Annotated in this window: 26 protein-coding genes and 2 riboswitches; of the genes, 17 read left to right on the top strand and 9 right to left on the bottom strand. The window is 38.8% G+C overall.

What is annotated here, in order from left to right; all coding sequences use genetic code 11:
• Positions 1-14 precede the first annotated feature (14 nt).
• Together J3U50_RS01090 and J3U50_RS01085 are read left to right on the top strand one after the other, a co-directional pair.
• A complete protein-coding gene (locus J3U50_RS01090) occupies positions 15-926 on the top strand; it encodes a proline iminopeptidase-family hydrolase (RefSeq protein ID WP_053792903.1) in 912 nt (303 codons plus the stop codon).
• Positions 927-1,130: 204 nt separating this feature from the next.
• Positions 1,131-1,940: a hypothetical protein gene (locus J3U50_RS01085; RefSeq protein WP_034535201.1), complete on the top strand. Its 810-nt coding sequence runs from the start codon at positions 1,131-1,133 to the stop codon at positions 1,938-1,940.
• A 289-nt stretch (positions 1,941-2,229) separates the two neighbouring features.
• Here the strand turns inward: J3U50_RS01085 and J3U50_RS01080 are convergent, their stop codons facing one another.
• Positions 2,230-3,783 (bottom strand): ABC-F family ATP-binding cassette domain-containing protein, encoded by a 1,554-nt coding sequence (locus J3U50_RS01080; protein ID WP_034535214.1) that lies wholly within the window; start codon positions 3,781-3,783, stop codon positions 2,230-2,232.
• Between the two features lie 197 nt (positions 3,784-3,980).
• Between J3U50_RS01080 and J3U50_RS01075 the strand changes: the two genes are divergently transcribed.
• The 5 genes from J3U50_RS01075 (at position 3,981) to J3U50_RS01055 (ending at position 9,189) form a co-directional block, all read left to right on the top strand.
• Complete coding sequence (locus tag J3U50_RS01075) at positions 3,981-4,355, top strand: VOC family protein (protein WP_301945404.1); 375 nt, start codon at positions 3,981-3,983, stop codon at positions 4,353-4,355.
• 166 nt (positions 4,356-4,521) lie between these two features.
• Positions 4,522-6,162, top strand: a complete 1,641-nt coding sequence (locus J3U50_RS01070) for an APC family permease (protein WP_054483762.1) — start codon at positions 4,522-4,524, stop codon at positions 6,160-6,162.
• Positions 6,163-6,537: 375 nt separating this feature from the next.
• Positions 6,538-7,533, top strand: a complete 996-nt coding sequence (gene trpX / locus J3U50_RS01065; RefSeq protein ID WP_301945403.1) for a tryptophan ABC transporter substrate-binding protein — start codon at positions 6,538-6,540, stop codon at positions 7,531-7,533.
• A complete protein-coding gene (locus J3U50_RS01060; protein WP_053795734.1) occupies positions 7,530-8,426 on the top strand; it encodes an ABC transporter permease in 897 nt (298 codons plus the stop codon). Before trpX ends, J3U50_RS01060 begins: the two co-directional genes overlap by 4 nt.
• Entirely contained in the window at positions 8,419-9,189 is a 771-nt protein-coding gene (locus J3U50_RS01055; protein ID WP_301945402.1) for an ABC transporter ATP-binding protein, read from the top strand. Before J3U50_RS01060 ends, J3U50_RS01055 begins: the two co-directional genes overlap by 8 nt.
• A 39-nt stretch (positions 9,190-9,228) precedes the next feature.
• On the opposite strand, the gene J3U50_RS01050 is transcribed toward J3U50_RS01055, so the two are convergent.
• A complete protein-coding gene (locus J3U50_RS01050) occupies positions 9,229-10,092 on the bottom strand; it encodes an NAD(P)-dependent oxidoreductase (RefSeq protein WP_301945401.1) in 864 nt (287 codons plus the stop codon).
• Positions 10,093-10,224: 132 nt separating this feature from the next.
• Between J3U50_RS01050 and J3U50_RS01045 the strand changes: the two genes are divergently transcribed.
• A complete protein-coding gene (locus tag J3U50_RS01045; protein ID WP_057175907.1) occupies positions 10,225-10,686 on the top strand; it encodes a hypothetical protein in 462 nt (153 codons plus the stop codon).
• A gap of 10 nt (positions 10,687-10,696) precedes the next feature.
• Positions 10,697-11,206, top strand: a complete 510-nt coding sequence (locus J3U50_RS01040) for a YbhB/YbcL family Raf kinase inhibitor-like protein (protein ID WP_301945400.1) — start codon at positions 10,697-10,699, stop codon at positions 11,204-11,206.
• Positions 11,207-11,244: 38 nt separating this feature from the next.
• On the opposite strand, the gene J3U50_RS01035 is transcribed toward J3U50_RS01040, so the two are convergent.
• Positions 11,245-11,574 (bottom strand): hypothetical protein, encoded by a 330-nt coding sequence (locus J3U50_RS01035; RefSeq protein ID WP_041152962.1) that lies wholly within the window; start codon positions 11,572-11,574, stop codon positions 11,245-11,247.
• Positions 11,575-11,696: 122 nt separating this feature from the next.
• On the opposite strand from J3U50_RS01035, the gene J3U50_RS01030 reads away from it, so the two are divergent.
• The gene (locus J3U50_RS01030; protein ID WP_301945399.1) at positions 11,697-13,553 is read left to right on the top strand and encodes an FAD/NAD(P)-binding protein; all 1,857 of its coding nucleotides are present in this window, start codon (positions 11,697-11,699) and stop codon (positions 13,551-13,553) included.
• A 31-nt stretch (positions 13,554-13,584) separates the two neighbouring features.
• On the opposite strand, the gene J3U50_RS01025 is transcribed toward J3U50_RS01030, so the two are convergent.
• On the bottom strand, positions 13,585-14,454 hold the full coding sequence (locus J3U50_RS01025; protein ID WP_301945398.1) for a LysR family transcriptional regulator: 870 nt from the start codon (positions 14,452-14,454) through the stop codon (positions 13,585-13,587).
• A gap of 107 nt (positions 14,455-14,561) precedes the next feature.
• Between J3U50_RS01025 and J3U50_RS01020 the strand changes: the two genes are divergently transcribed.
• Positions 14,562-15,962 (top strand): APC family permease, encoded by a 1,401-nt coding sequence (locus J3U50_RS01020; RefSeq protein ID WP_301945397.1) that lies wholly within the window; start codon positions 14,562-14,564, stop codon positions 15,960-15,962.
• Between the two features lie 36 nt (positions 15,963-15,998).
• On the opposite strand, the gene J3U50_RS01015 is transcribed toward J3U50_RS01020, so the two are convergent.
• The 3 genes from J3U50_RS01015 to J3U50_RS01005 all read right to left on the bottom strand — a co-directional run bounded on the left by J3U50_RS01015 (position 15,999) and on the right by J3U50_RS01005 (position 19,222).
• Positions 15,999-17,372: an MFS transporter gene (locus J3U50_RS01015; RefSeq protein WP_301945396.1), complete on the bottom strand. Its 1,374-nt coding sequence runs from the start codon at positions 17,370-17,372 to the stop codon at positions 15,999-16,001.
• Between the two features lie 130 nt (positions 17,373-17,502).
• Positions 17,503-18,123: an LVIS_2131 family protein gene (locus J3U50_RS01010; RefSeq protein ID WP_301945395.1), complete on the bottom strand. Its 621-nt coding sequence runs from the start codon at positions 18,121-18,123 to the stop codon at positions 17,503-17,505.
• Between the two features lie 88 nt (positions 18,124-18,211).
• Positions 18,212-19,222 carry a D-alanyl-D-alanine carboxypeptidase family protein gene (locus J3U50_RS01005; protein ID WP_301945394.1) on the bottom strand — a complete coding sequence of 337 codons (1,011 nt, stop codon included), beginning with the start codon at positions 19,220-19,222 and terminating at the stop codon, positions 18,212-18,214.
• Between the two features lie 149 nt (positions 19,223-19,371).
• Positions 19,372-19,466, top strand: a riboswitch (TPP riboswitch).
• Positions 19,467-19,544: 78 nt separating this feature from the next.
• Here J3U50_RS01005 and J3U50_RS01000 point away from each other — a divergent pair.
• The 4 genes from J3U50_RS01000 (at position 19,545) to J3U50_RS00985 (ending at position 22,417) form a co-directional block, all read left to right on the top strand.
• Complete coding sequence (locus J3U50_RS01000; RefSeq protein ID WP_054605768.1) at positions 19,545-20,099, top strand: ECF transporter S component; 555 nt, start codon at positions 19,545-19,547, stop codon at positions 20,097-20,099.
• 15 nt (positions 20,100-20,114) lie between these two features.
• Positions 20,115-21,527 carry an ATP-binding cassette domain-containing protein gene (locus J3U50_RS00995; RefSeq protein ID WP_301945393.1) on the top strand — a complete coding sequence of 471 codons (1,413 nt, stop codon included), beginning with the start codon at positions 20,115-20,117 and terminating at the stop codon, positions 21,525-21,527.
• Positions 21,527-22,162 carry an energy-coupling factor transporter transmembrane protein EcfT gene (locus J3U50_RS00990; RefSeq protein ID WP_301945392.1) on the top strand — a complete coding sequence of 212 codons (636 nt, stop codon included), beginning with the start codon at positions 21,527-21,529 and terminating at the stop codon, positions 22,160-22,162. Before J3U50_RS00995 ends, J3U50_RS00990 begins: the two co-directional genes overlap by 1 nt.
• Positions 22,163-22,234: 72 nt before the next feature.
• Positions 22,235-22,417 carry an LBP_cg2779 family protein gene (locus J3U50_RS00985; RefSeq protein ID WP_034530908.1) on the top strand — a complete coding sequence of 61 codons (183 nt, stop codon included), beginning with the start codon at positions 22,235-22,237 and terminating at the stop codon, positions 22,415-22,417.
• A gap of 37 nt (positions 22,418-22,454) precedes the next feature.
• Here the strand turns inward: J3U50_RS00985 and J3U50_RS00980 are convergent, their stop codons facing one another.
• Positions 22,455-23,615, bottom strand: a complete 1,161-nt coding sequence (locus J3U50_RS00980) for a hypothetical protein (protein WP_301945391.1) — start codon at positions 23,613-23,615, stop codon at positions 22,455-22,457.
• Between the two features lie 14 nt (positions 23,616-23,629).
• Positions 23,630-24,610 carry an asparaginase gene (locus J3U50_RS00975; protein WP_272946488.1) on the bottom strand — a complete coding sequence of 327 codons (981 nt, stop codon included), beginning with the start codon at positions 24,608-24,610 and terminating at the stop codon, positions 23,630-23,632.
• A 119-nt stretch (positions 24,611-24,729) separates the two neighbouring features.
• A riboswitch (purine riboswitch) is annotated at positions 24,730-24,829 on the top strand.
• Positions 24,830-24,900: 71 nt separating this feature from the next.
• Here J3U50_RS00975 and J3U50_RS00970 point away from each other — a divergent pair.
• The gene (locus tag J3U50_RS00970) at positions 24,901-26,208 is read left to right on the top strand and encodes a nucleobase:cation symporter-2 family protein (protein WP_301945390.1); all 1,308 of its coding nucleotides are present in this window, start codon (positions 24,901-24,903) and stop codon (positions 26,206-26,208) included.
• Between the two features lie 62 nt (positions 26,209-26,270).
• Complete coding sequence (locus tag J3U50_RS00965) at positions 26,271-26,642, top strand: hypothetical protein (RefSeq protein WP_053791993.1); 372 nt, start codon at positions 26,271-26,273, stop codon at positions 26,640-26,642.
• Positions 26,643-26,654 lie beyond the last annotated feature (12 nt).

The following is a 26,654-nucleotide window of genomic DNA, read 5'->3' as shown; positions in this document are numbered from 1 at the left end:
AACGAGGGATTGTCATGAAACAACAAACAAAAATTATCACTTTAGATAATGGATATCATTTATGGACCCACACTTCTGGTGAGGGTAAGATTAACTTACTTGCCCTACACGGTGGCCCTGGTGGAACCCACGAATACTGGGAAGACTCAGCTGACCAATTAAAGAAGCAAGGTCTAGATGTTGCCGTTACCTACTACGATCAATTAGGTTCATGGTATTCCGATACCCCTGATTTTTCAGACCCTAAGGTTGCTGACAAAATTTTAACTTACGATTACTACGTTGACGAAGTTGAAGAAGTTAGACAAAAATTAGGTCTAGATGACTTCTATTTAATCGGTCAATCTTGGGGTGGTGTGTTAGTTCAACTATACGCACAAAAATATGGTGACCACCTAAAAGGTGCCATCATCTCATCAATGGTCGATGACATTGACGATTACACTAAGCACTTAGACGAAATTCGTGAAAAGGAATTTGCTCCAGACGAATTAGCATTCATGAAGAAGTGTGAAGCCGAAAACGACTACGACAACGAACGTTACCAAAACGATGTTGACCAACTAAACAAGGGTTACATCGACCGTAAACAACCATCTAAGTTGGAACACTTAATCGGCGTATCCAACACTGATATTTACAACAAGTTCCAAGGTGACAACGAATTCGTTATCACTGGTAAATTAGGTGAATGGCACAACACTGATCACCTATCAGAAAACCATGTCCCTACCCTAGTTACCTTCGGTGAACATGAATCAATGCCTGTTGAAACTGGTAAGCGTATGGCTAAGATGATTCCAAACGCTAAGTTTGTATCAACTCCTAATGCTGGTCATCATCACATGATTGATAATGCTCCCGTTTACTACGATCACTTGGCTACTTTCATTCGTGAAGTAGAAAACGATACATTTAATAAGTAAGAACTCTCTGAAACTCTGAAGTTCTGAAAAAAGGCCCAAGGGGTTCTGAAAAAAAGACCTACGGGGTCTGAAAAAAGAACCCACGAGGTTCTGAAAAAAAGACCTACGGGGTCTGAAAAAAGAACCCACTGGGTTCTTTTTTTATATTATTTTTAATGTTTTCGTGGTATAACTATCTTTACTGAATTAAAGGAGTTCATCAAAATGCAAAACGTCTATAATATCGTGTTGAATCGAACCAACAGCAACAGTGTTGAACGATTCATCAACCTATTCAGAGAAGGCGCAATTATCCTTGTTGTCCTTGAAATCTTTGGATATCGAGTACCGTCTTTTCTAACTAATTCAATGAATAACTTCCTATTAAGTATCTTCTACTTAATTACTAGTTACAAAATTCCATTAATCTGTTTCATTCTATTGTGCGGATTATTCCTGGTATCAGAAGCTTCGATGCACCATCGCTATCTTGATAACTTGCATCACAACTTCTGGCGCCAACTAATCAAGCTATACAAATATGTGTGGATTATCGTCTTCACCGTTTGTTTGCTTGCTACTAACTTGGAAAGTCTAATCGACTTTAAGTTCATCGTCGAAGCCAGATCATTTGCGGCCGGTTCCAACTTCTGGCCAACCCTATTTAGAAACTGCTTCGCTTTATTCATGTTCTTCTTGAATATTTACTGGTTCTTAGTTTACTTCTGTAACAGCGATAACGCCCTTGCAGAAAAGCACCCCCGCCAAAATCAATTGAATTCCAAGGGATACATTAAGCTATCAAAACGTGAATTGGAATTCTCCAACCAACACGTTTACCTTCAAATATACGTAAGAAATAATGAATCACAGGCCCTAGATGATATTAAGGAATACTTCTTGGTCAAACAGGTCAACTATCGAAACGACAGACAACACAAAGAAGACATCACCATCATCAGTCAGTTTGCCTCATACAGTGACGCTAAGAACTTCATGAATGACTACGCTGACGAACCAAGTAACTTTATGTAAATAAAAAGAACCTACCATACTCTGGTAGGTTCTTTTTTGGTTTTAAAACAAACTAATTAAAATAAATAAAGCAAAACAGGCAGCTGTTATGACGCTGTATCTTGTATCAATTAATTGGCCATCGTCGATGTATAAATTTCGCCCACCAAAGAATAATACTAAGGCGATGAAAATAATTTTGACGGTTAACCATTCGATACATATAAGCGCCCAAATCAACATCATAATATCTGCGATGATTAGCCATACTTTTCGACTATTATAGATGTTGTCCGCCTCCTTATTGTAATTAGTTATTTACTTGTCCTTGTGCTTTCGCAATTTCGTCGGCATCCCTTAGACTTAGTTTTTCAACATCCAATACCTTGTCCACTAGTCCATTATAGAAGCTAGTTTCGTGAGATACGATAATTGCGTTTCCTGGGAAGTTGTTAATTGCGTGTTTTAGTGATTCCTTGGTTTCATCATCCAAGTGGTTAGTGGGTTCGTCCATGATCAAGAAGTTAGATGGAGTGAATTCCAACATCGCTAGCTTAACCTTGGTTTGTTCTCCCCCGGATAATTCACCGATTGGCTTAGAAGCATTTGCTGAATCCAAACCACACTTAGCAAGTTTTGTTCTGATTTCTTTTTGTTCCAACTTAGGGAACTTGTTTTGGATGATTTGCATTGGAGTTTCATTGTTGTTGCTCCATACCAAATCTTGGCTAAAGTAACTAACCTTAGCAGATGGTGAGAATGTTGCCTTTCCACCCTTTGGTTCTAGGATTCCTAGAATGGACTTGATTAGAGTTGACTTACCAACCCCGTTAAATCCTTGGAAACCAACCTTTTCATCAGTATTAACTGAGAAGCTAACTGGTTTTAGTAATGGTTTGTCATAACCAACTGATAGTTCGTCAACAACCAATGCATTTTGTGAGCCAGTGTCTTCGTATGGGAAGTTAAATGATGCGTGGATGTTAGTCGAAGGTGGATCAACCAATTCCATATGTGATAGCATCTTTTCTCTTGATTTAGCCATTGTTGATTTTGAACCGGCCTTGTTCTTTCTAATGAAGGCTTTGGCCTTTTCAATTTCAACTTGTTGCTTATCGTATTCTCTTTGTTGAACCATTTCACGTTCAGCCTTTTGACGCATGGCTGACTTGAAGTCACCACGGTACTTGGTAATCTTACCAAAAGCAATGTTTACGATACAGTTAGTAACGTTTTCCAAGAAGTCGTAATCATGGGAAATTACCATTACGGCACCGTCAAAACCATTGATGTAGTCTTCCAACCACGCAATGTGGGCAACGTCTAAGTAGTTAGTAGGTTCATCAAGTAAGATAACGTCTGGATCTTCTAGAATTAACTTAGCTAGGATAATCTTTGAACGTTGTCCACCTGACATGTTAGTGATTTGTTGATCACGTTTGACATCATCTAGACCTAAACCAGTGATTACTCGTTCAATTTCGGTCTCAATATCATAGAAGCGTTTTGCTTCTAGTTCTTCTTGAATTCTTCCCGCTTGTTCCAATAACTTGTCATCAAAGTTTTCCGCATATTGTTCATACAATTCTTGCATGTGCTTTGATTTATCGTATAAATCTTGGTAAGCCGTGTGTAGAAAATCAATCAATGTCATTCCTTCTGGAATATCAGCGTATTGGTCCAAGTAACCAACGCTCACATTGTTTTGCCACTTCACTGAACCTGAAATTGGCAATTCCACTCCGGTAATAATCTTAATCAAAGTAGACTTTCCTACCCCGTTTTGTCCAACAATTCCCATATGTTCACCCTTATTAAGGGTAAAACTTGCTTCATCGTATAGCTTTTTGTCGGCAAAACCCATACTGATATCTTTAACATCTAATAAAGCCACAGTCTTTTTCTCCTTTTTTCTATTCCGTACTTATATATAATTACAAAATTAACACATTTTAGGGCTAAACGTCAATTTTTCGGCGTTTTCAGCAACATTAAATCGTTCCAAATCCGTCGATAATGGTATAATTGAATGTGTAAAAATTTAAAAAAGGAATGATCATAATGAAGGTCAAAGATATTGACCATATTACAATCTTTGCCAATGATCTAAAGCTATGCATGCGTTTTTACCATGAAGTTTTAGATTTACCAATCATTAAATTCACAGATGACAGACTTGAATTTCAACTTGGCAAACAAAAACTAATCTTCCTTCAAAATGACAGTGACGATAATGTCCCGGAAAATCCTACGCCGGGTTCATCTAAATTCTGCATCATTGTGAAGGACTCATTAACGGACTTAAGTGCCCATTTAGCCAACTATGGTGTCACCATCATCGACGGCCCTAAAAAAGTTCATGGTTCAAATGGACCAATGAATTCACTTTTCATAAATGATCCAGAAAAAAATGTAATTGAGATTTGTGAATATTAATTAAGAATTATAATCAATATCACACTTTTTTTAATTATTTTTAAGTGCTAACAAACGTTATTATTATGCCCAATAAGCAGCAAAAACTGTGTCATGGTAGGTCTTTAAACATTTTACATGGACATGGATTTTTGTTAGTATACTCAAAGACCATGAAAGGAGTTTTATGAAAAAAAATAAGAAATCAAGAAAAGTAGGTTTATTTCAAATTGTAATGTTGGGACTTAGTTCCATTATTGGTTCAGGTTGGTTATTCGGTTCATGGGAAGCTTCCCGTGTTGCTGGTCCAGCCGCTATCATCTCATGGGTAATCGGTGCTATTGTTATCGGTGCTATCGCCTTTAACTACATCGAACTAGGTTCAATGTTCCCCGAAAGTGGTGGTATGAGTAAGTACGCTCAATACACCCACGGGTCTCTATTAGGTTTTATTGCTGCCTGGTCTAACTGGGTATCATTAGTTACCTTGATTCCAATCGAAGCCGTTGCCGCAACCCAATACATGGGTTCATGGCCATGGAAGTGGGCTCACTGGACTCACGGTTTTATAGTAAATGGAGAAATTTCTAATCTAGGTTTATTTGTCGTTTTTCTTTTCATATTAGTCTTCACGCTATTAAATTATTGGTCTGTTAATTTACTAGCTAAATTCACTAGTTTCATTTCCATTTTCAAACTAGGAATTCCGCTACTTACTATCATCATGTTACTCCTATCAGGATTCCATGGTGGAAACTTCGCATCACAAGGCTTCATGCCTTATGGTAGCGCCGCTATTTTCTCAGCTACAACAGCTTCAGGAATTATTTTCTCATACAATGCATTCCAAGTTGTTATTAACATGGGAAAAGAAATTAAGAACCCTAAACGTAATATCGCTTTAGGTATTACCATTTCATTGGCTATTAGTATTGTTATCTACGTTGCCCTACAATTTACATTCATTAGTGCCGTAGAACCATCAGTACTTGCCAAGGTAGGTTGGCATGGTATCAACTTTGAATCACCATTCGCCGACTTAGCAATCATGTTAGGTCTACACTGGCTTGCCGTATTGCTATACTTTGACGCATTCATTTCACCATTCGGTACAGGAGTTTCATTCGTTGCTCAAACAAGTCGTACTCTTGCTGCCATGGTACAAAATGAACACATGCCTAAGTTCTTAGGTAAAATGAATGAACGTTGGGGTGTCCCAAGAATCGCGATGGTTGTTAACATGATCATCTCTGTTCTATTAGTTTCTCTATTCAGAAGTTGGGGTACACTTGCTAGTGTTATCTCTACTTCAACTTTGATTGCTTACTTAACTGGTCCAGTTACAGTAACATCATTGAGAAAGATGGCACCTAATTTCAAACGTCCAATTAGAATGAGAATGCTACAATTCATGGCACCTTTCGCCTTTGTATTAGCTAGTTTAGCTGCATACTGGGCAATGTGGCCAACAACTGTTAAAGTTATTCTAGTTATTCTATTAGGTCTTCCATTCTACTTCTACTTCGAATGGAAAACTAACTGGAAGAAGACTAAGACCCAATTCACTGGTAGTTTCTGGATGATTGGTTACTTAGTATTCATCTCAGTAATGTCATACGTAGGTTCAACACCATTCGGTGGTCAAAACTGGATTCCATATCCATTGGACTTCGTTGTGATTATTATTGTTTCCCTAGCCTTCTACAGATGGGGAATTTCCAGTTCAATGGTAAGTACTGATCTTCATAATGCAAAAGTGGTCAATGACCAAATCAATCTAGACGCATATGAAGACGAACCAACTGACGAAAATAAAGAAGACAAATAAAGCATAAGAACACCATTTGGTGTTCTTTTTTATTTGCTCTGTGTTTTATTTCTTGACAATTGTAATTCTTAAACTTAAAATGAACTTAACTTAAATTGAGAGGAGAAAGAACCAATGAAGAATATTTTATCAACAAGTCTAAGTTCTCGTTGGCAAAGCTGGTGCCTATAGGTCGCATTACTAGTATAGATGCGACTTATGATGCAATCATTAAGCGCATCTGTACCGGCTTCTTTCTCACGAATAAATAAGCCTGTGCGGATATGATTCGAACACCACAGGCCATAAGAACGGGTAACCTGTAGTGTCTGGGTTGTCCGTTTTTTTATTGCATTTATTTACCATTTAAGCTTTATAACAAAAGGAGAATGAGTTATGAAAAGACTTTACACAGTCATCTTTGTCCTAGTCGTCTTACTAGGATTTGGTTTTTACCAAGAAAAACAACCACATAAGATCAGTCGTGATCACACCCCTACTGTTGGGATTTTACAACTTACAGAACATCCCGCTTTAGACGCTATTCATAAGGGAATTATTGATGGATTGAAGGAATCTGGCTACACCCCAGGAAAGAACATCAACATCGATTTTCAAAATGCCGAAGGTGATCAAGGAAACTTAAAGACAATGAGTTCTAAGTTTGCGACCGAAAACGTCGATATGTCAATCGGTATCACTACCCCATCAGCGCAAGTCCTAGCTAACACAGTTAAAAACGCCCCACTTATTCTTGGTGCAATTACTGATCCAAAGTCAGCTGGCTTGGTTGATTCAAACGAACACCCAGGACGCCAAGTTACCGGTGTTTCAGATTTTCCTCCAATGAAGGAAGAATTAAAACTAATCAAGGAAATTATGCCTAACTTACATACTCTAGGGGTAATTTACACATCAAGCGATGATTCAGCTACATCTCAATATCATCAATTCGTTGAACTATGCAAGAAGGAACACGTTAACGTTAAGGGCTACTCAATCTCAAACACTAACGACTTAAACCAAGTTGCTACTCAAATGGTGCAAAATGTTGACGCTGTCTACGTACCAAATGACAACACTGTTGCTTCAGCAATCCAAACACTAGTAAACGTTGCTAACACTAAGAACGTGCCAGTCTTCCCTACTGCTTCAACTGTTGTTAAGCAAGGTGCACTAGCTACCATTGGTTTGAACCAATACAAGCTAGGTGTGCAAACTGGTAAGATGGCCGCTCGTGTTCTAAAGGGTGCCAACCCAGCAGACATGCCAATCGAAAAGCTAAGTCATGGTGACCTAGCAATCAACTTAGGACAAGCTAAGAAACTTGGTATTAAGATTCCTCACTACCTAATTAAGGAAGCCAAAAGAAACGGAGTGATTTACAAATGAGTTTAATTATTTCAGCAATCGGACAAGGACTATTATGGTCCGTAATCGGAATTGGTCTTTACCTAACATTTAGAATTTTAGACTTCCCTGATATGACCGTTGAAGGAACTTTCCCAATGGGTGCTGCAACCGCCGTTACAGCAATCGCTCATGGTGTCAATCCTGTTTTAGCTACCATTCTAGCCTTCTTGGTTGGATGTGTCGCTGGTCTTGTTACCGGTCTTTTATACACTAAAGCAAAGATTCCAGTACTACTTGCCGGAATCTTGGTAATGACTGCTTCATACTCAATCGATCTTCGCATCATGGGTAAGCCTAACCAATCACTATTAGGTCTACCTACCTTACTAAGTGGTAAGTTCCTACAATCATTACCACCTTACTTCGATGGTGTCTTCGTTGGTTTCGTTGTCATCACCGTCGTAACTTTAATTTTGATTTACTTCCTACAAACTGATTTAGGCCAAGCCTTCATCGCCACTGGTGATAACGAAAACATGGCCGAATCACTAGGTATCAACACCGACAACATGAAAATCATGGGTGTGAGTGTATCTAACGGATTAATCGCCCTAGGTGGTGCTTTAGTTGCCCAAAACAATGGTTACTCAGACGTTAACATGGGTATCGGTATCATCGTTGTTGCCCTAGCATCAATCATCATTGGTGAAGTAATCTTTGGTGACTTAACTATGAACCAACGTCTAGTTGCCGTAATCGTCGGTAGTATTTTATACCGTTTAGTGTTACTACTAGTTCTACAACTTGGTTTCAACGCCAACGACTTGAACTTAATCTCATCAATCCTACTTGCGATTTTCATGGGTCTTCCCGCATTCGAAAGTCGTTTCCATCTAAAACATGTCTTGAAGAGGGGGCTAAAAAATGACTAAGACAATCTTTCAATTAAAAGACGTCGTAAAGACCGTTAACGAAGATACTCCAGAAGAATTAAACATCTTAGATCACGTTGACCTAGATATTCATGAAGGTGACTTCATCACTATCCTAGGTTCTAACGGTGCTGGTAAATCAACATTATTCAACACCATTGGTGGTAACCTTCGCCCTACTTCTGGCCAAGTTATCTACAAGGATAAAGACATCACTAACATGTCAGTTGTTAAACGCACATCATTTTTAAGCCGTGTCTTCCAAGACCCTAAGCTAGGAACCGCTCCTCGTATGACAGTTGCCGAAAACCTATTGCTTGCTGAAAAACGTGGTGGTCACCATCACCTTGTCCCTCGTAAGTTAAAGGGTGAAATGAAACGTTTCAAAGACATCACCGCTAAGATGAACAACAACTTAGATCATCGTTTAAACACCGCAACCGGTAGTTTATCTGGTGGTCAACGCCAAGCATTGAGTTTCTTAATGGCAACCATCAAAAAGCCCGGCATCTTACTACTAGATGAACATACCGCTGCATTAGATCCTAAGACATCCCAAAACCTAATGGACATCACTGATGAAACCATTAAGGAACAAAACCTAACCTGTCTTATGATTACCCACCACCTAGAAGATGCATTGAAGTATGGAAACCGACTATTGGTACTACACCAAGGAAAGATTTCATACGACATCTCTGGTGAAGACAAACAAAAACTAACCAAAGAAGAACTACTTACATTCTTCAATGATATTCAATAAAAAAAGAAGGCATCAATCGATGCCTTCTTTTTGTTTAGCTTATTTTTCGTAAATTTTGACAAGACCTTGGGTTCCGTCATCACCTAATTGATAATCGTTTACCATCTTATCATACAATTGTTTAGCTAGTTTAGTAGCTGGTAAATCAATGTGCATTTCTTCTGCACCTTGTAAAGCAATTCGTAAGTCCTTCAAGAAGTGCTTAGCTGAAAAGCCTGGCTTGAAGTCGCCCTTCAATACACGTGGACCGTAGTTTTCTAGACTCCAGTTGTCGGCACTTCCGCTTGAAACGGTGTCCATCATGGAAGCTAAGTCCAAACCAGCAGCTTTTCCGTATTCGTACATTTCGACCATTCCAGTCATAGTACCGGCAATCATGATTTGGTTTGCCATCTTAGTATGTTGACCTTTACCGGGACCACCAAATAGTTTTACTTGGCTGCCCATGGTATCTAGAATTGGTTTGACCTTATCAAAGGTATCTTGGTTACCACCGACCATGATGGTTAAGGTACCCTTTTTGGCACCGACGTCACCACCGGATACTGGTGCATCCAATGTTTCGATACCCTTCTTTTGGCCTTCAGCAAAGATTTCTTCGTCTAATTTTGGTGTTGAAGTAGTGGAATCAATCAAGATGGTGTCAGAATCGGCACCATTGAATAATCCGTTATCACCAAAGTAAATTTCTTTTACGTCATCAGGGAAACCAGCAATTGTGATCACAACATCTGAAGATTGAGCAATTTGTTCAGGCGTATCTAACCACTTTGCTCCGTTATCGATTACGCTTTGTGCGTGAGCCTTGGTACGGTTAAATACGTTGACCTCATATCCTGCTTTCAATAAATTATTAATCATTGAGGAACCCATTACACCGGTTCCGATAAATCCAATTGTCATGTTTCATCCCTCCTTGAATAAAACACTATAGCTATTTGTCGATATCTTCAAACATTTAGCTTAATTCCTATCGGGTCCAATATTTGTTATAATATAAATGCAAATCTTTTTTCCGAATGGAGGATTATTATTATGAATAATGGTGACAATGATAACCGTATTCGTAAATATACTTTCGATGATACATTTATGAACTCCGAAAATAATCAGTCAAACTCAAATCACATTTGGCCAATTATTATCTTTATCGTCGTTGTGGCAGCATTAATCTTAGGCGGAGTAAAGGCCGTTACCTACTTCACTAGCAGCCATGACAATCAAACCACTAAGATGACTCAATCAAGTAATCAAAGTAGTTCAAGTATGGATGAATCTAATACATCCGAACAAAGTAAGAATAACCAAACTAAGAGTAACTCATCAAACCAATCAAAGAAGAAAACCATGTTTGATGGTACTCATATCTTTAGTTCCGTTGCTGACGCGCAAAACTACGCTAAGGCAACACAAAGTCAGTGGATCCAGGCTGGTTATCAAACCTATACCGTTTCAGCCGATTCACAAGGTTATTACATCTTAAAATTCGTTAGATAGGAGACTTTTCATGAAAGTAAACGTTAAGTTAGACAACAACCGTCTACCAGACAAGTACACTCGTCATGCAGCTGAGGAATTTAAGCAAAACGATTTTCCTATCGTATCATTTCCCTTCTCAATTGAAGATGTTCCTGCCGACACCAAGGAAATCGCCTTTGCGCTAACCGATTTAGATTCAATTCCCGTGTGTGGTTTTGAATGGATTCACTGGTTAGTCGCTGGACTAGATGGTATGGACGTGGTTGTTCCTGAAAATGCCAGTCAAGAAAATCCATTTCACTGGACTCAAGGTAACAACAGTTCAGCCGGTCACATCTATAACCTAGGTGATCAACCTATCAGTCACAAGTACATGGGACCTAAGCCACCAAGTGGTGTTCATGATTACACATTGACCGTTTATGCGTTAGACCAAAAGCTAAACTTCAAGGATGGCTTCTGGTACAACGAACTACTTCATAACATCGAAGGTCATATTATCGAACAAGTAAAAGTCGATTTACCTGTTGAAAACTAATAAAAAAAGCGCTGCCAATTTGGCAACGCTTTTTATTTTTATAGTCGAGCAATTCGTTGGGCTTCGTCTTCTAGTCTAAAGCACAAGTCTAATGCGTCTTTTTTGAAGTCCTCAACAAAGCTTTCTCCATTTGATTTAAATTCAGCAATTTGACGACCACTGATACCAGTAACTGTGAAGGTTACTCCATCATCAGCTAGCTTAGAAGTGTCGTAGTGACCTTCTTCTGCTTCTTCTAGGTAATCTTGGAATAGATCAGCAACCGCTTGGAAGATTACTTCTTCTTCGGTTACCTTGTGTCCGTCGATTAGCATACGAGCCATCTTTAATTTTACTTCGTCCATGTTTTCTGGAATTAATTCACTCATTATTAACACCATCCTTAACTGCTATTTTATCATAATCCATAATCATTTTTAGAAAATAATGCGTTAAAAATGAAATCACTTTTTCAATCATGTTATTATCTTATTATAAAGGAGTGTTCGAAATGAAAATCGGAATTATCGGTGCAGGCCCTCGTGGTCTGTTAATGCTTAACAATTTGATTCAAAACTTTGAATCATCTGATCATGACAATTTAACAATTCATCTTTTCGATCGTGCCGTTGCAGGTGGCCGTGTCTGGAAAGTCAAACAACCAATTAGTCTAATTATGAATACCCCTGCCAATGAACTTTCATTATTCAATGATGGACAAGACGGTGCCCTATGCATTGCGCAATGGTGCCAATCAGATATCTCAAAAGAGTTTATCAACAGTCTAGATGTTGACAACAAGGACGAGTTACTAACAGCTGTTGATAAGATTAACGACAGAAGTTATGTACCTCGTGCCATTTGCGGTGCCTACTGCCAATGGTTCTTCCAACAATTAGTTGAACAAATCAAGGATAATGACAAGATCAATTTAGCTGTTCACTTCAATCAAAATGTGGATAACGTCGAAAAGGTCAAAGACGATTCTTTCGTCGTATCTGTGGGTGATGTGGATTACCCTGTTGATAAGCTAGTATTCAGTCTAGGTCAACAAGAAAATAAGTTAACCAATGACCAAGAATCACTGCAAAAATACGCTACGGACTACGATTTAACCTATATTTTACCTGGTGAAGCTGATGAAGCGGACTTATCAACAATCACCAGTGATCAAAATGTGATTATCCGTGGAATGGGCCTTAGTTTTAATGACTTCGTATCCCGTCTAACCGAAGGTCGTGGTGGATACTTTACCGACAACGGTGACGACACTTTAACCTACCACGCATCAGGTGATGAACCTACTATCTACGCTGGTTCTAGACGTGGGGTGCCTTACTATCCTAAGGCAATTAGCCAAAAGGCATTCAATGAAAACTATCCAGCTGTCTTTTTAACCAACGAAAATGTGGATAACCACCTAAAGGATGGTCACATCTCTTTTGAAGATTTCCACATGTTATTAAGATTGGACATCGAATATCGTTACTACAGTTTCTTATTCAGTCTAAAACATCCAGAAATCGATGTTGACGACTTCCAAAAGAAGTTCAAAGAAACCGACAACCACAACGCTTTAATCGGTAGTTACCACCTACCAACTGAAGAAGTCTTTGATTGGGATAGGATTTTAAATCCAGTCGCTGGTGTAAAGATATCCACACTGGATAACTATCAAGAACACATCAAGACTTGGTTAAAAGAAATGATTGACGACGCCCTACTAGGCTCTAAGACCGGTCCTGTTATCGGTTCACTAGAAATGCTACGTGATCTTCGTGACAACATCCGTTACGTGTTATCCAACCACTTATTCACAAACGATGATTTAGTGCATAAGTACCTAGGTCGTTTCTCTTCTGACATGAAGTTCCTATCACAAGGTGCTCCAGCAGTTCGAAGCCAAGAAATTTTAGCATTGATGGATGCCGGTATCGTTAAGATTATCGGCCCTCAAATGCAAGTCATCGGTGCCAACCACAAGTTCATCACCCGTTCAGCATTCTATGGTGAAGAAATTATCCACGGTGATGCTTTAATCGAAGCCCGTACCAACGCTCCTGTTACCAAGGTTTCCGCAAACCCTGTTATCACTAGTATGATGGACAAAGGCTTAATCAAGCCACTTCCAATCACCTTATCTGATGGTGAAACAGTGGATAACTCATCTGTGGATATCGATATTAAGACTGACCAAGTGGTCGGCCAACCAAACTTATACACATGGGGATTAAATACCGAAGGATTATACTTCGTTACCTCAGCTATCCCTCGTCCAGGTGTCAATGACTCAATCTTACGCGCCGGAGATGATATCGCTAAAGGACTATTAGACATCCCTGTTGAAAACCCAACCATTTACATGTAAACAAAAAAGCCATTCATTCGAATGGCTTTTTTTATTTTAGTTCTTCTTTTCTGTCGATGATGAACTTCGCAAAATGTTGGCTGGCGATTGGTAGTTCATCCTTACTCTTATACACAATTGCGACCGGTCTAGTCACGTTGGGCTCAACCGGTTTGCTGACGATGTTAAAGTCGGTGCGACGGTATACTAGTTCGGATAGGATGCTGACCCCTAGTCCCGCTTCGACCATCGCCATGATGGTGTAGTCATCTTGAATCTTATATTGCACGTTAGGTTTAACACCAGAGCGTTTAAATGCTTCAAGCGGTTCACTGTATCCACCACCCTCAACTAGGATGAATGGATCATCAGCAAGGGCTTCAATTGGCACAGCATCGGCGTTAGCATATGGATGGTCAACGGGAATAAATGCATTCATGTTGGTGTTGTGGACAATTGTCTTATTAAAGCCCTCTCCGTATTCAGCGGTCATGATGGCAAAATCAATTTGGTCGGTTTTCAACCAATCGATGATGGTTCCATAGTCACCCTGGTTTAAAACGAAATTAATCTGTGGATAAAGGGCCTTAAACTCCTTGAAGAGGTCTGGCAACCAGTAACAACTAACACTGGTAATAGCTCCGATTCTGACCGTTCCTGATTGAAGACCATTAATCGCGTTAGCGGTGTCGATTAATCCACGGTATTGACGTAGTGCTTGTCTGATATGTGGATAAAGTTTTTCCCCATCTGGTGTCAATTCGACTCCTGATCTGGAACGTTTTAGTATGTGCATGTTGAATTCTTTTTCCAGATTGGACATCATTTGACTGACTGAAGATTGGGTATAACCCAGTTGTTCGGCTGCTTTGGTAAAACTCTTATTCTGTAATACTGCTTCTAGTACAATAAATCGGTTCATCTTATATCATCTTTTCTTATGTAAATATTGAATTTATTAATTTTACTTATGTTGGTACTCATTATATAGTTAATAGTACAAATAAACAAGAAAAGGTGTTGATATCTATGCAAATTTTTAAAAAGGAATCGGTTAGCAATTATTTAGAGGCCGATTCACGATTATCCAAGTCTTTGACCACTAAAGACTTAATCGGCTTGGGTATCGGTGCCGTGATTGGTACCGGGATTTTCATCCTTCCTGGACATGAAGCAGCCAGTCATGCGGGTCCTGCCGTTGCGATTGCCTTTTTGATGGCAGCCATCGTTTCTGGATTAGTTGGTATGGCATACGCCGAATTTTCATCAGCCATGCCAATTGCCGGATCAGCTTATTCATTTGGTTCCGTTGTCTACGGTGAAATTGTTGGTTGGATTTTGGGTTGGGCCTTAATCCTTGAATACTTCTTGGCAGTATCGGCAGAAGCGACCGGATTTGCTGCTTACTTTAACAACAATATCTTAGCCGCCATCGGCATTCATTTACCAACTGCGCTACAAGCCAGTCCAATGGAAGGTGGCGTGATTAATATCTCAGCCGTTATCATTGTGGTGGTCATCGCCGGAATTCTTCTAATGGGTTCAGAAATGTCTAAACGTGTTGAAAACTTCGCCGTAATCGTCAAAGTCGCTATTATCATTATTTTCATCGTCATCGGTGCTTTCTACGTTAAGACAAGTAACTATGTTCCTTTCTACCCTGCTCAATTCCACTCAACTCCATTTGGTATGGGTGGTATCTTCACAGCAGCTGCCACTGTCTTCTTTGCTTTCATCGGTTTTGATGCATTAGCTTCTAACTCCGCTGAAACCATCGACCCAGGTAAGAACGTTATCAAGGGAATTATCGGAACTGTGGTTTTTGCCGTCGTTCTATACGTTGCATTTTCAATGGTACTTACTGGAATCGTTAACTACAAAGAACTAAACGTTGACGATCCCGCTGCTTACGCTCTTCAAATCATTCACTTGTCAGCATTCAACAAGCTAATTACTATCGGTGCTTTGTTTGGAATCTTTACCGCCATGGTGACTATGTTCATCGGTGGTTCTCGCCTAGTGTACGCACTTGGTAGAGATGGTCTTTTGCCTAAGTTCATCGGTCGCGTTAACGCCAAGCACTCAGTACCAAAGAATGCGATTATTATCGCAACCATCGTTCAAGCTGTCTTTGCTGGTTTGGTTCCATTGACTCAACTAGCATCATTGATTAACGCCGGAACATTGATTGCCTTTGCATTCATCTCATTTGGTGTTATCAAACTTCGTCGTAGAAAAGATATTAAAAACACAGGATTTAAGATGCCATGGTATCCATTCCTACCAATTGTAGCTGGAGTATTCAGCATCTTCTTTATCATCATGCTTCCAGACATTACCAAGATTTCCGTTGGTATCTGGATTGTGATTGGATTTATCTTCTACTTCGTTTACGGAGTTCACCATTCTAAACTACAAAAACAAGAATAAAAAAAAAAGACCAAGTCGAATCGACTTGGTCTTTTTTTATTTTTTATCTCGTGTTGTTAAGACAACCACGAATTGAATAATCATAATTATTAATAAGAATAGTAATGCGACCGCAAACCCAATCGTAGCAATACCCAAGTTTAGGTTGTCCACCTTGGTAATGATGGTGGCCACAATTACAGTTCCGATTGCTCCGGCAAACTGTTGAATTGTGGTTAGGATTGCATTCCCATCTGCTTGAATTTCGCTTTGTAAGAAACTCAATGCTTTCGTCATAATGTTTCCATATGATAAACCAATTCCAATCATGATTAGTGAATACAATGCTAAAAACATGCCATCACTAATATGACTTGATGCAAAAGTTAAAATCAACAATGAAATGATGATAAGTCCAGATCCGGAAAGAATTGGCTTCTTGGCACCTAGTTTATCAAGCAATGCACCGGATAACGGTGAAATAATTGCGCCCAAAATGGCACCTGGTAGCAGGATTAAACCAGCGACACTAGATGAACTATGGTTAATGATTTGCACGTAGTTTGGTACTATGAAAGCAAGGCCCAAGATAATTAATTGGTTAATGAAGAATGCTAATAAATACTTAGAATAAGCACCATTCTTCAAGATATTAACGTTTAATAATGGTTGGTGTTTTCTTGATTGGGTTATGATGAAGATCACCAAAGAGATGATACCAATCAAGATTGGCAATATTGTGTTCACACTAATAACGTCTGCAGTACTGATGTTGCTAATTCCGATAATCAAACCGAAGAATGTAATCACTACTAGAAGGAATCCACCGTAGTCAAAACGATTTTTGTATAAATCGCCCTGATTAATCTTAGGAATTGAATAAATTCCCAATGCCAAAGCAATCAATAGTACTGGAATTAAGAAAATAAAAATATAACGCCATCCCAGCGTATTTACGATAACTCCTCCAAAGGTTGGTCCGATGGCAGAGGCAGCCGCTGTGATTAACGATCCTACTCCCATCATAAATCCTAGTCGACTTATAGGGACGTTATCCAAAATGATGTTAAACATCAAAGGTAACGCAATCCCGGTTCCAATTCCTTGGATGATTCGACCTAACAATATAAACGCAAACGATGGTGCGGTGGCATCAACAATTAAACCAATCAAAAACATAATCCCGGAAAATACAAATAGTGATTTAACGGTATAACGTTCCTTTAAAAACTTAGAGATTGGAATAACACTTGATAGGACCAGTAGATAACTAGTTGTTATCCATTGAACCACATTCAAACCAATGTGGAACTCATTAATCAAGGTTGGGAATGTGATGTTCATGGAAGTCTCAACTGTGACCCCACCAAACGTCATCACACCAACGGCTAAAATCGATAATAATACACTTCTAGAAATTCTATCTTTCATTAAATAATCATTATATTTCTTCTCCTATAAAATTTGTATAAATGATAACGATTAAAAAGTATAATAGAAAAATTATAAAAAAGCAAACTTAAGACAAAAAAAAGCCCTGGTTGAAATCCAGCGGCTTTTTTTATTTTTCGTTATAAATAAATGAATTATCCGGAATTCGGATTAGAGTATAACTCTTGAACTTACGTCTTGCATGTAATCCGATTCCATTCCAAAAACTGTCTTTATACGTAACGGTTACGTCGGCAACCCACGCTCTTTGGTATTTCTTGTCTAGCGTCTTAGCTTCATTGTCATTCCATCTAACCGCTGACTTTTGAACATTAATTTCACTATTAGTACCAACTAGCACGCTTGATGCAGAACTTGATACTGATAGACGTTGTCCATTAACCAAATATGAGTAAGACTGATTCAAAGATGAATTATTCCCACTTTTGACCTTCACATAGTAAGAGCTGTTACCATTGGTATCCAAAATTAATGGCTTGAAGTCACGTGTTGTGACAACGTTTGATCCATTAACGTTTGGATAGAATGTCTCAAAAGACATAAATCCAATCCCAGCAAATAAAATGACGATTTGTAAAACCGTCTTTAAATGGTGAGTTAATGAAAAGTCGTAGTGCCCATTTATGATTAGCCTACTTCTTCTTACCCCGATGTTATGAATAATAAAAATTGCATAAATAACTAAAACTATCCAAAGAAGTAGGCCAACTATATTCCAGGCCGATTCCATAAATCTTCTCCTTTATACTAGTAATCAAAGATACTTTACTATTCTACACTATTTTCAGAAAAATACAAAATTCTTATGCTAACTATTATTATTTCAATGCTGAATCGTGGTTGTTAACCAATTTAATCAACTTGGCAGTGTCGGAAAATTCGGCATAGTCGTTAACCACAACGGTGATTACTCGATCTTTGCCAGGTTGTTGAGCAGTCGCAACTAGACATAGTCCAGCGGCAACAGTATAACCGGTCTTTAATCCATCGACGTGTAAACTCTCATCATAGAAAGGTCGACCGGGTAGTAAACTATTTTCATTGAATAAAGTTTGACCGTCAACTTTTTCATACACTTGTTTGGCATCATCGATTGCCTTTGGATAAATTGATAGGACGTGGTCGGCAATGACTGCAATACTCTTGGCTGAAATCATATTGGCGTCGTCCTTGCCACCGACTTGAGCGTAACCAAATTTTGCTAGATCGCTATTTTCAAGTCCTGATGATGACACAAAGGTAGCGTCTAGATGCCATGCCTTGGCTTGTTCATTCATCATCTTGATGAACTTCACATTAGATCCTGCCACCCATTGTCCCAATGCGATTGCCGCATTGTTGGATGATTGGACTAACGCAGCCTTATAAAGGTCTCGGACTGTGTATTTATGACCGTCTTTGAACTTAAATCCACCTAGTTCAACGTCGTCACCCAGTTTCTTTAGTCCCTTGTTACTGGTGTCGACAACTTGATTCCAGCCGTTGGTCTTTTCGGCCTTTTGAATCGCTAGGTATAATGTCATCAGTTTGGCTAATGATGCCACCTTAATCTTCTTGTCCCCGTTTTGTGAATAAACCACCTTATTCTTGGTAGCATCCAATGCCACAGCAGCACTCGCGTTCTTTACTTTATCCTGTGACACCTTAATTAAGTCGGTCTTATATGCTTGTGGATCTTGTTGGTAGTCTGGTTGATAACCATGTTTTGCATTTGTTATTTTGGTGTATTCTTCGCGAATAAATGAGAATGGATTATTAAATTGTTCGTATGCCCCTAATCCAATCGCCGCGACGAATATTATTGTTAGTCTTTTTACTGATTTCTTCATTCATTTTTACTTCCATTTATCATAATTTTACTATCTAAAGTTACCACGAAATCGCCGTTACGACAAGGTATCCAGATTTTTAAAAATGTTAATGAAAATATAAGCATTGCATTTAAATTTAATAAATAGTATAGTTAATTTAAATTGATAATTAATGTTTGGGGTGCCGGAATTCGGCTGAGATTCATACCCATAGTACCTGATTCAGGATAATCCCTGCGAAGGAAAACAACCCTTTTATTTTTTAATGCTTTACAAATTATAAAAATAAATTGGACTCCAAACACGTGTTGTTTGGGGTCCTTTTTTTCTGGAGGAAACTATGAAAAACACATGGTCACTTAGAAACATCATTTTACTTACATTAATCTCAATTATCTGTGGAATTATCTTTTTCGCCACAGGTTTTCTATACAACGCAGTAAGTCTTGCACTTACTCCTTATGGTCTAGCACCTCTTGCTAACGATCTACTACTTGGTCTTTGGGTAATGGCAGCTCCACTTGCTGGTTTTATCTTCAAACGTCCTGGTGCTCCATTCTTAGCTGAGGTCATCGGTGCCATCGTTGAAATGTTCTTAGGTGGACAATGGGGTGTCGAAACTATCATTGTTGGTATCGAACAAGGTATCGCAACTGAATTAGGTTTCGCTGCTACTAAATACAAGCACTTCGACTGGTTAGGTGTATTCGCTACTACCATCTCAACTACTGTCATCACATTTATCTATGACTGGTTCAAGAGTGGTTACAACGCATATGCTATCCACATGCTTATCATCTTATTCATCGTAAGATTCATTTCAATCTTCATCTTCGGTGGTGTGTTATCAAAACTAATCGCCAACATGTTGGAAAAGAGTCACGTTATCAAATAATAGGAGTGTCAATTTTTGAATAACTTATCAATTAACAATTTGACATACCAATATACTGGTACTTCGAAGCCGACTTTTAAAGGGGTTAGCCTGGCTTTCGAATCTAATCAAATGGCATTGATATACAGTCCTTCGGGTTCTGGTAAATCAACGCTTTTGAAAACAATCGCAGGATTTTATCCACAATATAACGACGGTACAATCGACGGCGTTATCAATTTTAATCACCAAGATATCTTGGAATTTTCAGAATGGGAATTGCGCGAAACTATTTCCATGATGTTCCAAGATCCAATGCAACAATTTTGTATGGCTACCGTAGAGGATGAATTTATCTTCACCCTAGAAAATCTTCAGATTGAACCTGATAAAATGGATCAAGTCATCGAAGATGCCCTTTCTTTCACTCATACCAATGACTTAAGAAAGCGCGAATTCAAAACTCTTTCCGGTGGTGAAAAACAAAAGGTTGCGCTAAGTATCATCGTAGCAATTAACGCTCCTGTTATTCTATTGGATGAACCATTTGCCAATGTCGATATCAAGTCTCGTCTGGAACTGATTAGTCTATTGAGCCAGCTAAAGGAATCAGGCAAGATTGTCATCGGTATCGATCATGATCTTATGGGCTACAAAAATCAAATCGACCAGTTAATCGGTTTTGATGAAGACAACACAACGTTTAAACCTTTAGATGATGCGGCAGTCAAAGAATTGTTCAATCAATTCAACGATTCCACAAATCGTCCACTATCAAACGAAGTTGTTGGAGAACCCATCGTTAACTGTTTTGATTTATCAATTGCCAACTACGACATGCAATTAATCAATCATTTAGATTTAGACTTGATGAAGCAAAAGACTACTTTAATTACCGGTCCCAATGGATGTGGTAAATCAAGTCTGTTTAAAACATTTATCAAGCAACATGATTTTGATGGAGAAATTAACTTCGACCACAAATCAATTCGCCAAATTCGTTTAAACAAGTACTTACAAAGCGTTGGAATGATTTTCCAAGAATCAACCAAGCAATTCATTAAAATCACCGTCGAAGACGAACTAGAACTATCCAAGAAGAATGCATTCAACAATTGGTTGGACGAAGCCCAAATCGCTGAATACACTCAAAAGCTTGGTCTAGATGAGCTATCCGATCGTGTCATCTACTCTTTAAGTGATGGCCAAAAAAAACGACTACAAATCCTAAGCATGGTCATGATGGGACACTCACTTCTTCTTCTGGACGAACCTTTTAATGGTATCAACATTGAATATGTTGCCGTGGTTGTTGATTTATTGAATCATGCAAAAGCTAAGGGACAAACCCAACTACTGATTTCTCACCAAACTCATGGTCTAGAGAACTTAGTTGATTACCATTTAGCATTTGATGATCACAAACTAACTTATCAGGAGGCCTTTTAATGAATCCCGTATTAAAACTACTGATGATGTTAGTGATTGCATTGGAGATTTCATTTACAACATCAGTTAGACTAAACCTAGTTATTTTCATTGTTAGTCTAATCTATCTAATATTCTTCGCTTCAGTTAAGCGAATTCTATACTTATTATTAGTTACCCTAATTCCTGCGGCCGGAATCTATTTCGCCCAAAAGATGAATGGTGACTATCAATACGGTATCTTATTGGTGACTCGTCTATACGCGTTTGTCACTCTAGGTGGAACTTACACTTGTAAGACCTCCATCGAGGATTTGGCTGGTAGTCTGGAACAAAACTTTCACGTGCCCAGCAAGTTTGCCTACGGAGTCATGGGTGCCTTTAACTTGATTGAAACCATCAAACAAGAGATTGTCGACATCAAGTTAGCTGCTAAAATGAGAAACGTCCACCTATCGTATGTTTCTCCAACCCTTTACTTCAAGTCAATCCTTGCTGCCATGAACTGGTCCACCCTACTTGCTCAGGGAATGAATTCACATTTATTCGTTGAAGGCAACAGTCGAACCCATTTCAAAAAGATCACAATCAAAGCAACAGATTATCTAATCTTTGTGGTTGTGGTTGTCGCTATCCAAATTATCCTAATTTTTTAGACTTTATTTTTCTACTTATACTAAAATAAGTTATAATGTAATTGTCGGATGGATTTTGTTAGGAGGGTTCTTATGAATCGTAAATTAAATAAGATTGCTGAAGAAATTGTTACTTATCAAAAGAATAATGATATGCCAGATACATTATTGGCTTATAACCTACATTTTAGTGTAGAGGAATTGCATGACATTAAGAGCATGCGCAGATCCCCAAATCAAGATGAAGTAGATATTATCAAACAAAAATTAGGCTAAGCAAAAAAGGAACCCGAAATATCGGGTTCTTTTTTTATTACATATCGCCTTTTCTTCTTAGACGTTGTTCGTCTAGATAAGCATAGATGTATTCAAAACCAACTTCAACGATGTCATTTAACGGAATCTTTTGTCCGTAAATGAAGAAGTTAACTGTTTCATCCAATAGACTGAACTTCATTGATTCAGGGCCAATCTTTTCCGGGTAACCCAAGAAGTTACTGCCGGACTTTAATTGCAAGCGAATCAATTGATGCTTGTTCATGGATTGCGTCAAGATGGCGTTTAAATTATCTTCGGTACTGTCGAATTCACGAGAATCGTTTAATACCGGTTGTGATGCATTATGATCTGCGATGTTTTGATCCTTCATTAGTTGAACCAATTCAAGATAATCGTTGCCAACGGTGACTCTTTGAATTCCATTCATTCGAATGAAGACATATCCACCGAATTGTCCTGGCATGTCGACCACCTTCAGGATGGCACCACTGTCGTTTAACATGATGACCTCACCGACATAGAAGAAGTGGTCATTGTATCGACAACGAACTTCGACTAGGTTGTGATGATGGAATGAATCGTTCAATAAATCGATGATGTTGTTGATTGATTCGGCGGTCTTGGCAATGTTTTGTTCCTTAACCTTGCCCATTACCTTACTCATGACACTTAGTTCACGACCTTGGAATTCAATGATCATGCTTTGGTTAAAGCCCATGGTGACCAATTCGTTTTGCATGAAGTCAAACTTGTTAATGCGTAAGAACTTAAAGGAATCATTGCTGATTTTCTTAACCATCCCTGTGTAGAAACGTTCCGCTTCATTGTCGTGAATTAGGATAACCTCTTGGTTTAAGTATGCTTGAATTAGAATTTGTGGGAACAAGTTGTTGTTGGAATCAAAGTGTAATTCGCTGGGTTTGGATTCCATTAATCCCTCGTCCTTTGCGATTAACATCTTTTCTTTGATGCTGTCTAGGTCTTCACTTTGGCGTTCCACACTCTCGATGATGGAAGTCTTCATTGCGACGTATCCATCGGCCAGACCACTGGATTCGTATGTGGCAATGATAACCTCGTCATCGTTATAAGTTTCAATATAGCCGGTGTAAAAAATATCACCAGTGTTTAGGTAGATATTCACCAGTTGTTTCTTGCTCATTGCTGCATTTAAATCTGCAATGATAGAGTTCATAAACATCCCTCACTCTATGATATTGCGTTACTCATAAATCTAGCTAACTCTTCACCAGACTTGTGCGCACTTAACGCAATGATTAATTTAATACGTGCTTTTTGGCCGTTTAGACCGTGACAGAATTCTAAGCCCATTTCTTCCAGTTGAATTCCTCCACCTTCGTAGGCGTAGATGTCTTGGGCAACCCCACTTAGACATCTGGAAACTAAAATGACTGGGATGTTTCTGTCGACTAAACGTTTTACTGAATCTAATGTTTCAGGAGGTAGGTTACCAGCACCTAGTCCTTCGATTACTAGACCGTTAGTTTGATCATTATCTAAAGCGTCAAACAAGGTGCCGTCCATGCCGGCAAAAGCCTTGATTAGATAAACGTGGTCCACTAGTGAATTAACGTTGACGACTTCACTTTGGATTAGTTCTTGGTAAAATGTTGGTTCATGTTTGGAAATAATTCCGATTGGACCAAATGTTGGTGTTCTAAAAGTCGCCACGTTGGTAGTGTGGGTCTTAGTAACGTATCTGGCGGTGTGAATTTCATCGTTCATCGCCACCAAAACACCCTTGTTCTTGGCTTGTGGGCTAGCAGCAGTTGCTGCAGCATTCAATAAGTTGTATAGACCATCTGAACCAATTTCGTTTGATGAACGCATGGCACCAGTTACGACAACTGGAAAATCATTGGCCAAAGTTAAGTCCAAGAAGTAGGCAGTTTCTTCTAGGGTATCGGTACCGTGGGTAACTACGACACCGTCGTATCCTTGCTTTCTTGCTTCCTTAATTCGATTAGCGATTTCAAGCATTCTATCAGGGGTCATATGTGGAGATGGTAAGTTAAAAATCTCCTCATTAGTAATATCGATTCCTTGATCTAATAAATTATCTTGTTGATTGGCGATTGGATTTTGTTCGTTTTGAACAACTTCCCCGCTTTCGTCTTGAGACATTGAAATAGTTCCACCAGTGTGAATTGCTAAAATATGCTTCAAGATTATCCCCCCTCGTTTCTATCAAATAGTACTTTCCATTGTACATTATAATCGTGAAAGTGAACAATTATATTCATTATAAGGATTGCTTTTTTTTCAAAATTCGTCTAATATTGAGTTACAAAATTAAATCAGTTATTGCCTATATATTTACCATAATAAGGTTGGTAAGTTTCTACCCGGAACCGTAAAGTTCGGACTATAAGCAAAAAGATGAAGGTCTCTTTGCTTTTTCTAGCATTGAGGCTTTTTTATTTTTCAGGGTAATAATTAAATATTAGGAGGAATTTTGTTTGGATAATCATGAAAGCAATTTGCAACAGGTATCCCAATTCAAGGCTGCCATTTTAGGTTTCCAACACTTATTAGCAATGTATTCAGGTGACGTTATCGTTCCATTGCTAATCGGTGCTTTCTTACACTTCAATGCAGCTCAAATGACTTACCTGGTTTCTGCAGATATTTTTATGTGTGGGATTGCCACACTATTACAACTTAAGAAGACCCCACTTACTGGGATTGGTCTTCCCGTTGTATTGGGATGTGCGGTACAAGTTATCACACCACTTGAAACTATCGGTGGTACTTTAGGTGTCGCATATATTTATGGAGCTATTATTTGTTCTGGTTTATTCGTATTTCTAATCTCAGGACTTTTCGCAAAACTACGTAAGTTCTTCCCACCAGTGGTTACTGGTTCACTAATTACCATCATTGGTTTCTCATTAGTACCAGTTGCCGTTCAAAACTTGGGTGGTGGAAATACTTCAGCAAAGAGTTTTGCCGACCCTCACGATTTAATCGTCGGTCTAATTACCATGGCCGTTATTATCTTGATTAACATCTTTGGAAAAGGTTTCTTCAGATCAATCTCTGTATTGGTTGGGATGGTAGTCGGAACTGTGATTGCTTATGCTCTTGGCATGATTTCATTTGCTTCAGTTGCTCAAGCTAGCTGGTTCCACTTCCCACAACCTTTCTACTTTGGTACACCACACTTCAGTTGGTCAGCTATTCTAACCATGATTTTAGTATCACTAACTACCATGGTGGAATCAACCGGTGTCTTCTTGGCACTTGCTGATTTAACTGGTCGTAAGCTAAGCGAAAAAGACCTAGCTAACGGTTACCGTGCTGAAGGTATCGCCGCTATGCTTGGTGGTGTCTTCAACACCTTCCCATACTCAACTTTCTCAGAAAACGTTGGTGTTGTTCAACTATCAGGTATTAAGACTAAACGCCCAATCTACTACGCCGGATTATTCCTATTAATCTTAGGTCTACTTCCTAAGGCTGGTGCTGTGGCAACCGTCATTCCAAGTTCAGTACTTGGTGGTGCCATGGTTGTAATGTTTGGTATGGTTGGGGTTCAAGGTATCCGTATTCTACAAAACGTTGACTTCAACAAGAATGCGAACCTATTAATTGTTGCCCTATCAGTTGGTACTGGTATTGGTGTAACAGTTTACCCACAAATCTTCAGATCACTTCCACAAGCTGCTCAAATCATCCTAGACAACGGTATCGTTGTTGGTGGTTTCCTAGCTGTCCTATTAAGTTTCTTATTCAGCTTAACTGGTCAAATTGAATTGGAAGACTAATCAATGTAAAATGATAACCATCATGTATAATATGCATGATGGTTATTTTTTTGGAGGCAATTATGGATAATAACGAAAGATTTTACGAACCCAAAAACTCAAAAGACGCAATGCGTTTTATCGAACGCCTATTCAACTCATACAAGGACTCTCCTTTGACCCAATCACTATTGGTCTACCACCAAAAGTTGATCAATCAATTGAGAGATAATATCGAACCAGCTGCTAAGACCGAAGGCATTGAAAGCCGAGTGAAAGCAGCGCAAAACATGCAACGAATCATGGCTGATTGGGTGCAAATCAAGATGGCTGGCAAACCTTACAACGGTCGTATGCACCACTTTGATTTCCAACCAGATTCAGCTCAACAAAAGTTCAAACGAAACAACATTAAACTTTCAAATAACGGTGGTCACCAATCAAGTCGCCACTAAAAAAAGCCGCTT

Source organism: Lactobacillus sp. B3795, from assembly GCF_026535805.1.
Taxonomy (GTDB): domain Bacteria; phylum Bacillota; class Bacilli; order Lactobacillales; family Lactobacillaceae; genus Apilactobacillus; species Apilactobacillus kunkeei_C.
The sequence above is the reverse complement of the archived record's forward strand: the minus strand, read 5'-3'. Positions and strand labels throughout refer to the sequence as shown.

Bases quoted from the DNA above. Each gene is read 5' to 3' on its own strand.
- J3U50_RS01050 (WP_301945401.1), bottom strand. From the start codon at position 10,092: ATGACAATTGGATTTATCGGAACCGGTGTAATGGGTTCCTCAATGATT.
- J3U50_RS01075 (WP_301945404.1), top strand. From the start codon at position 3,981: ATGAAGGTCAAAGATATTGACCATATTACAATCTTTGCCAATGATCTA.
- J3U50_RS00980 (WP_301945391.1), bottom strand. From the start codon at position 23,615: ATGAACTCTATCATTGCAGATTTAAATGCAGCAATGAGCAAGAAACAA.
- J3U50_RS01055 (WP_301945402.1), top strand. From the start codon at position 8,419: ATGACTAAGACAATCTTTCAATTAAAAGACGTCGTAAAGACCGTTAAC.
- J3U50_RS01035 (WP_041152962.1), bottom strand. From the start codon at position 11,574: ATGAGTGAATTAATTCCAGAAAACATGGACGAAGTAAAATTAAAGATG.
- J3U50_RS00990 (WP_301945392.1), top strand. From the start codon at position 21,527: ATGAATCCCGTATTAAAACTACTGATGATGTTAGTGATTGCATTGGAG.
- J3U50_RS01045 (WP_057175907.1), top strand. From the start codon at position 10,225: ATGAATAATGGTGACAATGATAACCGTATTCGTAAATATACTTTCGAT.
- J3U50_RS01000 (WP_054605768.1), top strand. From the start codon at position 19,545: ATGAAAAACACATGGTCACTTAGAAACATCATTTTACTTACATTAATC.
- J3U50_RS01010 (WP_301945395.1), bottom strand. From the start codon at position 18,123: ATGGAATCGGCCTGGAATATAGTTGGCCTACTTCTTTGGATAGTTTTA.
- J3U50_RS01070 (WP_054483762.1), top strand. From the start codon at position 4,522: ATGAAAAAAAATAAGAAATCAAGAAAAGTAGGTTTATTTCAAATTGTA.
- J3U50_RS01040 (WP_301945400.1), top strand. From the start codon at position 10,697: ATGAAAGTAAACGTTAAGTTAGACAACAACCGTCTACCAGACAAGTAC.
- J3U50_RS01005 (WP_301945394.1), bottom strand. From the start codon at position 19,222: ATGAAGAAATCAGTAAAAAGACTAACAATAATATTCGTCGCGGCGATT.
- J3U50_RS01090 (WP_053792903.1), top strand. From the start codon at position 15: ATGAAACAACAAACAAAAATTATCACTTTAGATAATGGATATCATTTA.
- J3U50_RS01025 (WP_301945398.1), bottom strand. From the start codon at position 14,454: ATGAACCGATTTATTGTACTAGAAGCAGTATTACAGAATAAGAGTTTT.
- J3U50_RS01030 (WP_301945399.1), top strand. From the start codon at position 11,697: ATGAAAATCGGAATTATCGGTGCAGGCCCTCGTGGTCTGTTAATGCTT.
- J3U50_RS01060 (WP_053795734.1), top strand. From the start codon at position 7,530: ATGAGTTTAATTATTTCAGCAATCGGACAAGGACTATTATGGTCCGTA.
- J3U50_RS01020 (WP_301945397.1), top strand. From the start codon at position 14,562: ATGCAAATTTTTAAAAAGGAATCGGTTAGCAATTATTTAGAGGCCGAT.
- trpX (WP_301945403.1), top strand. From the start codon at position 6,538: ATGAAAAGACTTTACACAGTCATCTTTGTCCTAGTCGTCTTACTAGGA.
- J3U50_RS01085 (WP_034535201.1), top strand. From the start codon at position 1,131: ATGCAAAACGTCTATAATATCGTGTTGAATCGAACCAACAGCAACAGT.
- J3U50_RS00985 (WP_034530908.1), top strand. From the start codon at position 22,235: ATGAATCGTAAATTAAATAAGATTGCTGAAGAAATTGTTACTTATCAA.
- J3U50_RS01015 (WP_301945396.1), bottom strand. From the start codon at position 17,372: ATGAAAGATAGAATTTCTAGAAGTGTATTATTATCGATTTTAGCCGTT.
- J3U50_RS00965 (WP_053791993.1), top strand. From the start codon at position 26,271: ATGGATAATAACGAAAGATTTTACGAACCCAAAAACTCAAAAGACGCA.
- J3U50_RS01080 (WP_034535214.1), bottom strand. From the start codon at position 3,783: ATGGGTTTTGCCGACAAAAAGCTATACGATGAAGCAAGTTTTACCCTT.